The sequence below is a fragment of the Bradyrhizobium pachyrhizi genome, assembly GCF_029714545.1.
Taxonomy (GTDB): Bacteria; Pseudomonadota; Alphaproteobacteria; order Rhizobiales; family Xanthobacteraceae; genus Bradyrhizobium; species Bradyrhizobium pachyrhizi.
On the sequence record NZ_CP121667.1, the window covers coordinates 5,786,167 to 5,799,696 of the forward strand.

Annotated in this window: 9 protein-coding genes and 2 tRNA genes; 1 reads left to right on the forward strand and 10 read right to left on the reverse strand. The window is 66.2% G+C overall.

All coding sequences use genetic code 11. From position 1 onward, the window contains the following. Nucleotides 1–228: 228 nt before the first annotated feature. The 5 genes from QA639_RS27460 to QA639_RS27480 form a co-directional block, all read right to left on the reverse strand. Complete coding sequence (locus QA639_RS27460) at nucleotides 229–3,588, reverse strand: adenylate/guanylate cyclase domain-containing protein (protein WP_283087725.1); 3,360 nt, start codon at nucleotides 3,586–3,588, stop codon at nucleotides 229–231. A gap of 227 nt (nucleotides 3,589–3,815) precedes the next feature. Next, complete coding sequence (locus QA639_RS27465; protein ID WP_157343378.1) at nucleotides 3,816–4,907, reverse strand: slipin family protein; 1,092 nt, start codon at nucleotides 4,905–4,907, stop codon at nucleotides 3,816–3,818. A 410-nt stretch (nucleotides 4,908–5,317) separates the two neighbouring features. Continuing rightward, nucleotides 5,318–5,384: transfer RNA gene (locus tag QA639_RS27470), tRNA-Ile, on the reverse strand. Nucleotides 5,385–5,386: 2 nt separating this feature from the next. Continuing rightward, nucleotides 5,387–5,458 (reverse strand) — tRNA-Phe (locus QA639_RS27475). Between the two features lie 204 nt (nucleotides 5,459–5,662). Then, nucleotides 5,663–6,502, reverse strand: a complete 840-nt coding sequence (locus QA639_RS27480) for a LysR family transcriptional regulator (protein WP_157343302.1) — start codon at nucleotides 6,500–6,502, stop codon at nucleotides 5,663–5,665. Nucleotides 6,503–6,625: 123 nt separating this feature from the next. Here QA639_RS27480 and QA639_RS27485 point away from each other — a divergent pair, with 123 nt between their 5' ends. Further along, a complete protein-coding gene (locus QA639_RS27485) occupies nucleotides 6,626–7,219 on the forward strand; it encodes a cysteine hydrolase family protein (protein WP_157343300.1) in 594 nt (197 codons plus the stop codon). A 23-nt stretch (nucleotides 7,220–7,242) separates the two neighbouring features. Here the strand turns inward: QA639_RS27485 and QA639_RS27490 are convergent, their stop codons facing one another. The 5 genes from QA639_RS27490 to QA639_RS27510 form a co-directional block, all read right to left on the reverse strand. Beyond that, entirely contained in the window at nucleotides 7,243–8,739 is a 1,497-nt protein-coding gene (locus tag QA639_RS27490) for an AMP nucleosidase (RefSeq protein ID WP_157343298.1), read from the reverse strand. Between the two features lie 107 nt (nucleotides 8,740–8,846). Next, nucleotides 8,847–9,197, reverse strand: a complete 351-nt coding sequence (locus QA639_RS27495; protein ID WP_157343296.1) for a DUF779 domain-containing protein — start codon at nucleotides 9,195–9,197, stop codon at nucleotides 8,847–8,849. 63 nt (nucleotides 9,198–9,260) lie between these two features. Then, nucleotides 9,261–10,778, reverse strand: a complete 1,518-nt coding sequence (gene adh, locus QA639_RS27500) for an aldehyde dehydrogenase (RefSeq protein WP_157343294.1) — start codon at nucleotides 10,776–10,778, stop codon at nucleotides 9,261–9,263. A 187-nt stretch (nucleotides 10,779–10,965) separates the two neighbouring features. After that, nucleotides 10,966–11,922, reverse strand: coding sequence for a GAF domain-containing protein (locus QA639_RS27505; RefSeq protein ID WP_157343292.1), 957 nt, complete (start codon nucleotides 11,920–11,922; stop codon nucleotides 10,966–10,968). A gap of 218 nt (nucleotides 11,923–12,140) precedes the next feature. Continuing rightward, the gene (locus QA639_RS27510; protein ID WP_244978501.1) at nucleotides 12,141–13,379 is read right to left on the reverse strand and encodes a DUF2778 domain-containing protein; all 1,239 of its coding nucleotides are present in this window, start codon (nucleotides 13,377–13,379) and stop codon (nucleotides 12,141–12,143) included. Between the last annotated feature and the right edge of the window lie 151 nt (nucleotides 13,380–13,530).

Sequence of the window (13,530 nt, forward strand, 5' to 3'; positions counted from 1 at the left end):
TTGACCGCAAGGCGGAATTCTCCGCAGCGGCGTTTTTAAAGTAGATGCAAATGCGCCAGCGGACGCAATAGCAAAATGCGCATCGTCGCACCGTAGAACTTCGGGAACCCAACAGTTCCAGTTTCGCACCGCTAGCGTCTTGCGCGACATCCGAGCCTGCTCTTTCACCACTTGCGCGGGCGCAGGAAGGTGGGCGGACGCGGTGTGACCGCTCCGCTGCGGCACCCGTCACGATGCGCGCGAGTGGTGGTCCGGCCACCGACGCGCCTGCGTGAGCAGTTCCTGCGCGTCCTTGACCTCGGCAAGATCGAGCGTCGAATCGAAACCGGCGAGCACCGGCGCCAGCAATTGAGATATCTCCTCTGCCCGGCCGCTGCGGCTGTAAAGACGTGCAAGTCCCAGCGCGCTGCGCAGCTCGAACGTCCTGGTCTGCTGCCTTCGCGCGATCTCGAGGGCGCGATGGAATGCATCCTCCGCGCCTGAAATGTCGGGGCTGTGACGACGCGACAGCAGCCCACCCTGCACGCGGTACAGCTCGGCATCGAGCCAGTGCTGCCCGGACTGCTCCGTCGCCTCGATCAGCTCATTGATGATGTCGAGCCCGGCATCGACATGCCCGGCCTCCGCATTGGCCACGGCAATCTGTAATCCCCAGAACGGTTCACAGAGGTAGCAGTCGTTCTCGTGAAGCAACGACCAGCCACGCTGCATCTCCGCAAGACCTGCGGCGCGATCGCCGGCACGCCACTTCTCCAGACCATTGAGATAGGTGCCGGCGGCGACATACAACGGCATCGTGTGGTCCCGCGCCAGGCCCAGGGCCAGGATCGTCTCGGTCTGGCGCAACCTGCTGCCGCACAGCCCGTCGAAGACGGCCTTGTGAACCAGCGCATTGGCGCGCGCGAGCGCGCGCTGTTTTCCGACGTCCACCGCGGCGCCCGCGAGCTGCCGGGCCCGATCGATTTCGCCGCGCGGCCAAAGCACCAGGGCGAGAAATCTCATGATGACGAACGGCAAGTCGAGCGTCGACGCCTTGAAGGTTGCCGGATCCGGCTCGGTCGCATAGGCCGCGAAGGCCTGCTCGAGATGGATGCCCGCGTTCAGGTACTCGCCCGCGAACCAGGAGGTTACCCCGCTGGCCCAGCGCGCGACGATGGTCGCCACCGGCGAATCCGGATGCCGCTCCGCTGCGCCCATGATCGCCTCCGCCAGTTCCCGCATCGGCGCGAGCTCGCCGTGGGTCAAGCAGGCGTTGAAGAGACCCGACTGGATCGGCGCCAGTTCGATCGGATCATCGATGTCGGAGGCGAACTGCCGGGCGCGCGTCCAGGCGGCGACCGTCTCGGGGGCGCTGTGCCCGAGACTGCCCCGCAGCGCGCGGCCGTAGGCGATTTGCAGATGGAGCCGGCCGATCATCCGATCCGGCTCGTCGGGCAGCTCATCGGCGATGGCGACCGCCTTGCCGAGATGCGCGATCGCCTCGCAATAGGCCGAGCGCTTCAGCGCCTGCTGACCGGCCTTGCGCCACCACGCCAGCGCGGTCTCGCCGAGCCCTGCCTCGGTGAAATGGTAGGCGACGACTTCCGGCTCGATCTCGGCCATCTCGGCAAACTTGTCGCGCAACACATCGCCGATATGCTTGTGAAGCAACTGCCGGCGGCTCTTGAGCAGGCTCTCGTAAGCCGCTTCCTGGACCAGCGCGTGCTTGAAACTGTAGCTTGCGTCCGGCGGCACGCCCCGGCGCAGCAGCAGCTCGGCCTCTTCGAGCTGGGCAAGCGCCGCGCCAAGCGTCAGATCATCGCGCCCGGCCACGCTGCGCAGCAGCGCATATGAGAACTCACGGCCGATCGCCGCACCGATCTGCGCCACCTCCTTGACCGGCGCCAGCCGGTCGAGCCGTGCCATCAGCGAGTCCTGCAGCGTCGCCGGGATCGCCAGCGGCGGCAGCGGATTGTCGAGGCGATAGCGCCCGGCATTCTCGACCAGCAGCCCCGACTCCATGACCATCTTGGTGAGCTCCTCGACGAACAGCGGGACACCATCCGTCCGCTCGATGATCTGCGCCATCATCTCGCCGGGCAGCAACCGGCCGACGGTCACCTGCTCGATCAGCGCGCGCGTATCCTGCCGGTCGAGCCGATCGAGCCGCAGCAGGCTGACATTGGCGAGCCCGGCCCATGGCGGCTCGAACTCGGGCCTGAACGTCATGAGCATCAGGATCGGCAGTCCCCTGATCCGGTCGACCGCGAGGTCGAGCAGTTCGAGCGACGTGGCATCGGCCCAATGCACGTCTTCGCAGACGACAAGCACCGGCTGCTGCCGGGCGAGGCCCTCGAGCTGGTCGAGCAACGCTGCGAATGTCTGCCGCCGCTGCTGCGCCGGGCTGAGGCCGAGCGGCGGATAGCGGTCGCCGGTCGGGATCGACAGCAGCGCCGCGACCAGCGGTGTCACGCTGGGCACGTGCTGCGTGCCGAGCGCCAGCATGGCTTCGAGCTTGTCCAGCTTCTGCTCCGGCGCATCTTCCGACCTGATGCCGGCGGCACGCTCGAGCTGGGCGACAAAGGGGTGCAGCGCGCTGTTGGTGTGATAGGGCGAGCATTGATACCGCACACGGCGGTGTGTCCCGGGCGCCAGGCTGTCGGAGAGCATCGCCACGATGCGCGATTTGCCGATACCCGCTTCGCCCGATATCAGCACCGCCTGGCCCTGGCCCTGCCACGCTAGTTGCTGGCGCGACAACGCAAATTCGATCTCCGCCTTGCGGCCGACGAAGCCGATCGAGCGCGCGGTGCGCACCGCCTCGAAACGGCTTTCCGATGCCGGCTCGCCTTCGACGGCCCACACCGCGATCGGCTCGGAGATGCCCTTGACCTCGCGGCGGCCGAGGTTGCGCAGCGTGAACAGATTGCCGAGCAGCCGGCGGGTCGAGGCAGCCACGACGACCACGCCCGGTTCCGCCAGGCTTTGCAGCCGCGCCGCGATGTTCGGTGCATCGCCGACCAGCGCCTGCTCCTCCGACGCGCCGCCGGAGACGAGGTCGCCGACCACGACGAGCCCGCTCGCGATCGCGATCCGCACCGCAACTCCCTCTTTCGCGCGGGTCTCGAGCTTGCCGATTGCGGCGATGACGTCGAGGCCGGCGCGCACCGCGCGCTCCGCATCATCCTCGTGGGCGCGGGGATAGCCGAAATAAGCAAGGATCCCGTCGCCGATAAATCTGGCAACGGCGCCGTCGTATGTCGTGATCACCTGCGCACAGGCTGCGCGATAGGCGCGGATCACCTCCCACATGTCCTCGGGATCGAGACGTGCCGATAACGCCGTCGAGCCGACCAGGTCGCAGAACATCACAGTGAGGTGGCGGCGCTCGGCATCGTGCGGTGAAACCGGCGCGGCGATCAGTCCGGCTTGATTGAGATCAGCGATCGCGCGCAGCATCTTGCGGCGATGGCCGAGCAGGACGCCGAGCCGGTCGAAGTCTTCATCCGTCAATTCGGGAAGAACGCCGAGGTCGATCCCGTTCTCGGCAAAACGCAGCGCGTATTGCCCAAGTCCCAGCTTCTCGAGCCATTCCGCAATCTGCTGCACTGGCTTCACCGACGGGTTGACGGCTGGCCGAATGGACCACGGTGCATGAACGTTATCGCAATCTGACCGGAGTGGCACCTCTGTTTTGCGGCGTGGCGCGGGACATGCGAATTGTGGCCGTGGCGGTGCCCGGTTACAGCCGTCTGCACGCTAACATTCGTACGAGTGCCGGCGGCCCGTCCCGGCGAAAAAAATCGAAGGGCCGCCCGTGGGCGGCCCTTCCTGTCTTACGCGCTCTCGGGCGCCTTGAGACGCACCAGCTTGGTCAGCAGCGCATCGAGGCCCTGGCCCTCGCCCGCATGCAGGTCGATGCGGCCGACCTTCTCGACCAGACGCTCGAGCGACTCCAGCTCCTTGAGCCGCAGCAGCAGAGGGTTCTCCTCCATCAGCCTGGCGGTGTTCAGGAGCGAACGCGTCGCCGCGGTCTCCTCCTGGCGGCGGATCAGGTTGGCCTTCGCCACCCGCTCCGCCTCCACCACCTTGTTGACCAGCTCGCGGATCTCGCCGGGCAGGATCACGTCCTTCACGCCGAGCTCGGTGACCTCGACGCCGCTGTCCGCGACACGGTCACGGACAAAGTCGCGAAGCTCCGTATCGAGCGCCGTCTTCGCAGACAGCACCTCGTCCAGCGTGCGGCCGGCCACCGCCTCGCGGATCGCGAACTGCACCAGGCGGTACAGCCACGCATCCACGTCGGGCACCGTTGCCACGACCCGCTCGGGATCGACGATCCGGCGGAACGCGGTCAGCGTCACGCGCAGCGCGATGCGATCCTTGGTCAGCATCTCCTGCGCCGTGATCTCGACCGCCTGGGGACGCAAATCGAGGCGCCTGACCTCGATCTTGCGGCCCGCGATCCAGAACGCGTGCCGGCCGGGCGCGAGCCGCTCGACCAGCTTGCCCTCGACCGTGAGCAGACCGGCCTCGTGGTTCTCGACCACCGCCTCGGTGATGACGCCGGCCCGGTTGGGCTGGATCATCGCGAGATGGCGTGCCGTGACCCTGGGATCGCTGGTGACGTCGATGCGCTCGACCTCGACCGACGTCGCGATCTTCCAGTACACGCGCGTCTGCCAGGGCGTCATCAGCTGCACGGGACGGCCGTCGAGGCTGACGATCGCGATCTCGTTCGCGCGGGTCTCGATCGCCTCGAACAGCTCGTCGGCCAGATCAGGGCGCGCGGCCTTGATCACCGCGAAGCGATCCGCGGGGAATTCGGTCCGCACGACGCTGAACAGCTCGGCCTTGAGCTGATGCAGGGGATCGAACAGGCGGTGACGTCCGGGCGCGAGCACCTGCTCGAGCCGGCCGTCGCGCATCAGCAACGCGCGCTCGCCATCCTTCACCGTCAAATTGGTCGTCAGGAAGTGCCAGGTCCTCTTCAGGGTCACGACACGCCTCCATCGTTTGCCGTCAGGCCCATGGGCCTGAGAGCGGGTTTCATTTTGCAAAGGACGTGAGGACGCGAACGCGGCTTCCTGTCAGCCAAGCGGGCCGTGGCTTAGAGCTTGCGCGATGACGGGCGCACGCGCGCGTTCGCGCGACGAATGTCGCGCGGCCGTGCGGAGCCACCCGGCATCAGCGCAAGCGGTATCCACCGCGGCGCAAAGCCGGTCTCACAGTGTCGATGTTCGGACGAAAAGCCTTGCGGCGAGACGGCCGGACTGCGACTGAAGCGCGCGTCCGGTCCCCTTCAGAGGTATCAGCTTTACAGGCTGAAACGGAGCGCTTGGAGCGGGAATCGAACCCGCGACCCGATGAGTATCATTCACCTGCTCTAACCAACTGAGCTATCCTTTGTGAGAGACCGGATTCGAACCGATACCTTCGGGATTTCATCCCCGACGCTCGCCCATGAGCTTCATCTCGCGATCTTCATTTCGGCGGAACACGACACCGCAAAGCGGCCCGCGCCGGTCGGGATCTCAACGAGCCCGAACCCGTGGCCGAAACGAAGGAGCGGGCTAATAGACGAAGCACGTCCGGGTTGCAAGAGGGCTGCGTGTGATTTTTTCATGACGCGGCGGTGCTGTGACCCAAGCGTCGCAGCAGGTCCCGTCATTGCGCGGGCACCTCATCCCCTCTGCGCGGCATCCTGGAAGCAGGCGCGCAGCCAGTCGATGGTGACGCGCGTTGCCGCGTCGCGCTTGAGATGGTTCTGCACCAGGAGCCAGACGTCGCGTCGCTTCGGCAGCAGCGTGGCGCGCAGACGGCGGTCGGTCAGCAGGTCCGCGCAGCTGTGCTCCGGCAACACACCGACCGCGTGATGCGACCGGATCAGCGTGTGGATGATCCGGACATTGTCGGTGACGCAGCGTGCGCGAAGCCGCTTCGCGCGCAGGAACTGCATTTCCGGAATCCCTCCGAGCTCGTCGGGATAGGCGCACAGCATCGCTTCGCCGGCTGTCGTCGTGGCCGGCTCGAAGAAATACGAGCGGACCTCGGCGAGCTTCGAGATCGCAAAGTCGCCCTTGTCGGGCTTGCGCAAGCGGATCGCGAGATCGGCCTCCCAGCGCGAGAATTTTACATTCTCGCTGGACGTCAGAAACTGCAGCGTCAGGCCCGGATGGGCGCGCAGGAATTCACTTGCGCGCGGCGCCAGCACCTCCTCGGCGATCGCACTGGTGGAGGCGATGCGCAGCCGCCCGACCGGACCAGGCAGGCTTTCGCCGATCCGGCCGATCTCCTCGGCATGCGCGGCCATCGCCTGGATGTGCGCGAGCACCATGTCGCACTGCCGGGTCGGCTTGCGGACACCATCGACGGCCTCGAACAGGCGCAGGCCGAGCGCGCGCTCGATCCGCGTCAGCCTGCGCCCGACCGTGGTCTCGTCGATGCGCAGCCGCGCGCTGGCGCCGGCGTAAGTGCCCTCGTCCCTGACGGCCGCGATGATGCGAAGATCGTCCCAGTTCATGGCGGCAGGCTACATCGTGCGGCCGCCACCTGCAATAACGCAGCCACCGGCTGCAATATCCCTGCATAACGGCAGGCCGCTTCCGGGCTATGTTTTCGGCGACACATCCGCTGGAGAACGACCATGACATCAGCCAAGACATTGATGCAGCTTGCCGGTATCGACCTCACCCCGCCCCGCCTCGGCGACAGCTGCCTGGTGCTGATCGATATCCAGAACGAATACCTTGCCGGTCCGCTGGCCCTGCCCGACGCCAACCCGGCGATTGCGCGCGCGACGGCATTGCTCGCCCGCGCCCGGGAAAGCGGCGCCGCGATCATCCACATCGCGCACAAGGGCCAGCCGGGCAGCCTGTTCGACCGCAGCGCGGAGCGTGGCGCGATCGTCGCGCCACTGGCGCCGCGGCCGGGCGAGATCGTGATCGAGAAGCAATTGCCGAACGCGTTCGCCGGCACCGACCTCAACGCGCAGCTTGCCGCGACCGGCCGCAAGGAGCTGGTGCTCGCCGGCTTCATGACGCATATGTGCGTGAGCTCGACGGCTCGCGCCGCACTCGATCTCGGCTTCCGCACCACGATCGACGCCGACAGCTGCGCCACCCGCGACCTGCCCGACGGTGTCGGCGGCACGATTGCCGCGAGGCTCATTCACGACGTCGCGCTCGCCGAACTGTCCGACCGCTTCGCGATCATCACCCGCGGCAACGCGCTCGCCTGAGGGCCGTTCCGCCCAGCGTTGCGCTACTGAAACGCGACCTCGGCGAAGCTGCGCAGCTTGCGCGAATGCAGGCGTTCGGATTCCTGCTGCTTGAGCCGCTCCAGCGCCTTGAGACCGATCTCAAGGTGCTGGCCGACGCGCTGGCGGTAGAATTCGCTGGCCATGCCTGCGAGCTTGATCTCGCCGTGCAGCGGCTTGTCGGAGACGCACAGCAGCGTGCCGTAGGGTACGCGGAAGCGATAGCCGTTGGCGGCGATCGCCGCCGATTCCATGTCGAGCGCGACCGCGCGCGACTGCGACATGCGCCGGATCACCTGCGGCCCGCTGATCTCCCAGTTGCGGTTGTCGACGCTGGCGACCGTGCCGGTGCGCATCAGCCGCTTGAGCTCGAAGCCGGAGAGCCCGGTCACCTCGCCGACGGCTTCCTCGAGTGCAACCTGCATTTCCGCAAGCGCCGGGATCGGCACCCAGAGCGGCAGCTCGTGATCGAGCACGTGGTCCTCGCGCACATAGCCGTGGGCGAGCACATAATCGCCGAGCCGCTGCGTGTTGCGCAGCCCGGCGCAGTGCCCGATCATCAGCCAGGCATGCGGCCGTAGCACCGCGACGTGATCGGTGATGTTGCGCGCATTGGACGGACCGATTCCGATATTGATCAGGGTGATGCCGCGATAGCCGGGCCGGACCAGATGAAAGGCCGGCATCTGCGGGACGCGTTCGGACGGGGTCCCGGTGGTGCCGCCGCCGAGCCGCGCATTGTGCGTGGTCACATTGCCGGGCGCGACGAAGGCCTCGAGACCGGCCTCGCCCGACGCAAGCCGCTGCTGGGAGAGCTGCACGAAGGCATCGACATAGAACTGGTAGTTCGTGAAGATCACGAAATTCTGGAAGTGCTCCGGGTCGGTGCCGGTGTAGTGGTAGAGCCGGCGCAGCGAGTAATCGACCCGCGCCGCGCGGAACAGCGCGAGCGGCTCCGGCACGCCCGGCGTCAGCTCAAAGGTGCCGTCGGCGATCGCATCGTCCATCGCCGCGAGATCGGGCGTATCGAAGATGTCGCGCAGCGACCTTGTGAACGCCGAACTGTCGGCGATGGTCAGCGCCGCCTCGATATTGATGTCCCGCCGGTAGGCGAAATGGATCGGGATCGGCTCGTTCGACTCGCCGATCTCGACCGCCACGCCATGGTTCTTGATCAGCAGCCCGATCTGCTCGGTGAGATAGGTCCGGAAGATGTCGGGCCGCGTGATGCTGGTCTCGTGGACGCCGGGTCCTGCGACGAAGCCGTAGGCAAGCCGCGAATCGAGCCGCGCATGCGACGAGGTCGTGATGCGGACGAACGGATAATGCGCCCGCACCCGCGTCGTGATAACAGCGCCGTTGACATAGGCCTCGAAACGATTGCGCAGGAAGCCGGTGTTGCGCTCGTAGATCTCTTCGAGACGGACAACGGCGGCTGCGGCATCGACGAACGCTTCGGTCGTGATCGGCGGCGGGGTTTCGATGGAGGGTGTGGGAGACATGTTCGCGTTGCACCAGATCCGTTGCCGAGCTTGGACTCGCCTGGATCAGCACAATATAACGACAATGGCCTCCAGTTCCAGATCGACGCCGATCGCGACAGGCTGCCCTACTCCGCCTCGCCGGGCGGCAACGCGCAGATTTCGGACCGGGTCAGGAACCGGCGCTCGCGCCCGTTGTCGAGCGAGAACATGCCGCCGCGTCCGGGAACGACGTCGATGATCAGATCGGTGTGCTTCCAGACGCCATACTGCGCGCCGCTGATGTAGAACGGCGCGCCGCCGATCTCGCCGAGCTTGACGTCGTGATCACCGATCAGGAATTCGCCTTGCGGATAGCACATCGGCGACGAACCGTCGCAGCAGCCGCCGGACTGGTGAAACAGCACCGGCCCGTGATCGGCGACGATCTCGGCGATCAGCTCCAGCGCGGCCGGCGTCGCGGTCACCTTGTCAGCCATCTCGACCTCCGTGATGGGAGCTTCGGCGGCCTCGCCGCCGAAGCCCGTCGCGTCTACAGGATCCTAGAAGAAGCCGAGCTTCTTCGCGCTGTAGCTCACCAGCATGTTCTTGGTCTGCTGGTAATGGTCGAGCATCATCTTGTGGTTCTCGCGGCCGACGCCGGATTGCTTGTAGCCGCCGAACGCCGCGTGCGCCGGATAGGCGTGGTAGCAATTGGTCCAGACCCGGCCGGCCTGGATGGCGCGACCGAAGCGATAGCAGCGATTGGCATCGCGGCTCCAGACCCCCGCACCGAGGCCATAGAGCGTGTCGTTGGCGATCGAGAGCGCTTCCTCGTCGGTCTTGAAGGTCGTGACCGACACCACCGGCCCGAAAATCTCCTCCTGGAACACGCGCATCTTGTTGTTGCCCTCGAACACGGTCGGCTTGACGTAATAGCCGCCCGACAATCCGCCGCCGAGATTGTTGCGCTCGCCGCCGGCCAAGACCTTGGCGCCCTCCTTCTTGCCGATGTCGATATAGGAGAGGATCTTCTCGAGCTGTTCGGAGGAAGCCTGCGCGCCGATCATGGTGGTCGGGTCGAGCGGGCTGCCTTGCGTGATCGCCGCCACCCGCTTCAACGCGCGCTCCATGAAGCGGTCGTAGATCGATTCGTGAATCAGCGCACGGCTCGGGCAGGTACAGACCTCGCCCTGGTTGAGCGCGAACATCACGAAGCCCTCGATCGCCTTGTCGAAGAAATCATCGTCTTCCGCGCAGACGTCCTTGAAGAAGATGTTGGGCGACTTGCCGCCGAGCTCGAGCGTCACCGGGATCAGGTTCTGCGAGGCGTACTGCATGATCAGCCGGCCCGTCGTGGTCTCGCCGGTGAAGGCGATCTTGGCGATCCGGTTCGACGAGGCCAAGGGCTTGCCGGCCTCGAGGCCGAAGCCGTTGACGACGTTGAGGACGCCCTTGGGCAGGAGATCGCCGACCAGTTCGAGCCAGGTCATGATCGACGCCGGGGTCTGCTCGGCGGGCTTGATCACGACGCAATTGCCGGCGGCGAGTGCCGGCGCAAGCTTCCACGTCGCCATCAGGATCGGGAAATTCCAGGGAATGATCTGCCCGACGACGCCGAGCGGCTCATGGAAGTGGTAGGCGACGGTGTCGTGATCGATCTCGGAGATCGATCCCTCCTGGCCGCGGATCGCGCTGGCGAAATAGCGGAAGTGGTCGATCGCGAGCGGTATGTCGGCCGCCATGGTCTCCCGGATCGGCTTGCCGTTGTCCCAGGTCTCGGCGGTGGCGAGCTTCTCGAGATTGGCCTCCATCCGGTCGGCGATCTTGTTGAGGATGAGCGAGCGCTCGGCGACGCTGGTCTTGCCCCAGGCGTCCTTGGCTGCATGCGCCGCGTCGAGCGCGGCCTCGATATCCGCGGCATCCGAGCGCGGGATTTCACAGATCGGAAGTCCCGTGACCGGCGAGACGTTGTCGAAATACTTCCCGGAATGGGGCTCGCGCCATTCGCCGCCGATGAAATTGCCGTAGCGCTTGGCGAACGGCGCCTTGAGCACGGACTGCATGTCCACCTTGTTCATGTGTTCCTCCGTTGGCACGCCGATGCACACGGCGTTGGCCGGAACGCTCGATCAAATCAGGCATACAGAACAGGGGCTCGCCCCAAGGGCCACGAGGGAACTGTCGCAAATCTGAGACAGAGTGCGCCGCAAATTGCACAGACGCAGCAGCGCTTTGGACGCAGCGCTCCGGGCTTCGTGAGATAGCCTAACGGTGCAAGCCGAGTTGCTTGAGCTTGCGATGCAAGGTCGCCCGGGACATGTCGAGGTCTTTGGCGGCCTTCGACACATTGCCGGCGGCGCGCGCTAGCGCCCGTTGCAACGCTGCTCGTTCCGCGGCAGCCAGGTCACCCGCGTCGCGCGTCTCGCCGATCAGATCGGCCGCCGGCAACGGCCGCGCCAGCGACGCCGCGTTGAGGCCGAGTGCACGGCGCGCAGCCCGCGTCGCACCGATCACGAGATCGTCGCGATCGACCGCCAGCAGCGAATTGACGGCGCGCTCGTTCTTCGGCGTCAGCAGAATTCGCGCATCGGGAAACGCGCGGCGAAAATTCTCGGCCTCGATCGTGCGCGCGGCGTCGGTGACCGTGGTCGCGATCAGCCGGGAAAATCCGCCGGTCAAATCCGCCCGGCAGGAGGAAACGTCGAGCGCGGCGGCAAGCTCGCCATGCTCATCGAAGATCGGTGCGGTGGTGCAGAACAGTCCGGAATTGCGGGTGAAGAAGTGCTGCTCGCGGTCGATCGACAGCGGGCGCTTCTCGACGATGCAGGTGCCGATGCCGTTGGTCCCCTCGTATTTCTCGCTCCAGACCGCGCCGGTCCAGAGCCCCCAGGCGTCGAAGGTCGCATCATCGGCGCCCGCACCGCGGCGGTCGACGACGACGCCGTCGCGGTCCGCGAGCAGCACCGAGCAGCCAACCCCGCCGACCGCAAGAAACAGCCGGTCGAGCGTGCTCTGAGCAACTTTCAGGAATCCGCCGAGCCGCTGCTGTGCAGCGGCGATGTCAGCCTGGCTGAGACGATGGGAAGGCAGGCGGCTCGCCGGATCGAGCGCGTGCAGATGGCCGGAACGACGCCACGACGCCGACAGGTCGGATGGCGCCCCACCTCCGGCAAGCACGTCGAGAACCTTGTCCGTATGCATGACGCCCGCCGACCGGGTCATGCTTCCCTCCCCTGCTCCCCGGGTTCTCTGCCCCTCGGGAACGCGGCGCTGTTGGCCCTGGCACCCTTGTATGCGACAGGATATAGCGCGCTCCACAGCCTTTCAAGGGATGGCAACCGGGACCTTCGGACAGGAACTGACGATGGAGCGGTGGCCGTTCCAGGCGGTTGACCGCGGGAGAGGCCAAGGGGACAAGCGTCCCCTCCAGCAGAATGCGCCTACTGAATCCGCGCGAGCACCGCGAGACGGCGGATGCCCTTGTTACGGTAGGCATCGAGGAACGCGTAATAGTCCTTGAACGAGACGCAGCCGTTGGAGTCGCCGTTCGGACCGAGCATGAAGGTGTGCGCGAGCAGGCCGACGCGGTTGAAGATCTTGCCTTCGCCGCCGATCGGGTTGAGCCGCAGCGCCGGCACGCCGTGGAACAGTGCCTCGCGCGGCTTGAGCTCATAAATGTGCGGCGGCGTCACGCCGACCATCTTCAGGTGCGAGGACCTGGGATCGTCGAGCCTGGAGCCGAGGCCCGAATGCGCCTCGAGGCGCGTGCCGTCGGGCAGGTACACGGTCCTGGCCGAGATGTCGTAGACCGCCGTCTGGCGGTCATAGGGCGGCGAGCCGCCGAGCATCGGGCTCTGGTCCAGCGTCGAAGGAATGCTGCCGGTCACGTTCGCATCGGCTGAAGCGAAGGAGAGCAATCCACCGCTCGACTCCCGCTTGCCCCACAGTTTCTCGACCATGGTCTGCCGTTCGTTCGATGCGATCGACATCACCGCGGCCTTGGCGCGCGCGGCCATGTCGCGAACGCCGCCGGATTTAGTCGCCTGCCTGGCCTCGGCAGGCTTCGCCTCGGCTGCCTTGTCGGCCCCCTTGGGCTGAACGTCCGCAGCGGGATCGTTGAGCACCACCTTCAGATTGGCGGCGGCCTGCTTCTTGGCGGTCTCGACCGACTTCGGCGCCGGCAACGGCTTCGATGTCTCGGCGAGCTCCGCGGAGGCGACCGCCCTCGCCGCTTCGGCGACCTTTGGCGCAGCGGCCTGCTTGATCGGGTCGATCTGCGATGCGGCGTCAGCCACGACGCTGGACGCGACGCCCTCGGGCGAGGCGGCCGCAAACCGATCGTTAAACATAAGCGACGATGCCGCGGCTTCCGACTTCGCGACCTCGGTCTTCGCGGGCGCCGCTGGTGCCGGCGTCAGGGACGCGAACACCTCGTTGAAGGCAGGCGTCGGCCGCGCAGCGACCGCGACGGGCCGCTTGATCACCGGCGCATCGAACGACGCATTGCCCACGGAGGGATAGACGCTCGCCGCAAAAATGTTGGCGTAGACGGTCCAGGCGCAGCCAAGCACCAGCCCCGCCACCGCGGCGCTGCCGAGGAAATGCTGTGGGAGGATTTTTCGGGAGGATTTCTTGCGGCTTGGCGCCCCAAGAACATACGCACTCGCACTCGTACCCATACGCCCGGCGCTCAAAACAGGTCCACCTTTGTCCCTCACTCGACGCGGGGTCGAACGGAGTTCGGCTCAACGTCGCGCGGGGGCACAGACGGCCATTAAGGCGACTTTTAGTTAAATGCGACTTAACCGGATGCGATCCCCTGCAGCGCGG

Bases quoted from the DNA above. Each gene is read 5' to 3' on its own strand.
- QA639_RS27485 (WP_157343300.1), top strand. From the start codon at position 6,626: ATGACATCAGCCAAGACATTGATGCAGCTTGCCGGTATCGACCTCACC.
- QA639_RS27465 (WP_157343378.1), bottom strand. From the start codon at position 4,907: ATGCGCGACGGCCGGCTCGAGCAGGTGCTCGCGCCCGGACGTCACCGC.
- QA639_RS27505 (WP_157343292.1), bottom strand. From the start codon at position 11,922: ATGACCCGGTCGGCGGGCGTCATGCATACGGACAAGGTTCTCGACGTG.
- QA639_RS27495 (WP_157343296.1), bottom strand. From the start codon at position 9,197: ATGGCTGACAAGGTGACCGCGACGCCGGCCGCGCTGGAGCTGATCGCC.
- QA639_RS27480 (WP_157343302.1), bottom strand. From the start codon at position 6,502: ATGAACTGGGACGATCTTCGCATCATCGCGGCCGTCAGGGACGAGGGC.
- adh (WP_157343294.1), bottom strand. From the start codon at position 10,778: ATGAACAAGGTGGACATGCAGTCCGTGCTCAAGGCGCCGTTCGCCAAG.
- QA639_RS27510 (WP_244978501.1), bottom strand. From the start codon at position 13,379: ATGGGTACGAGTGCGAGTGCGTATGTTCTTGGGGCGCCAAGCCGCAAG.
- QA639_RS27490 (WP_157343298.1), bottom strand. From the start codon at position 8,739: ATGTCTCCCACACCCTCCATCGAAACCCCGCCGCCGATCACGACCGAA.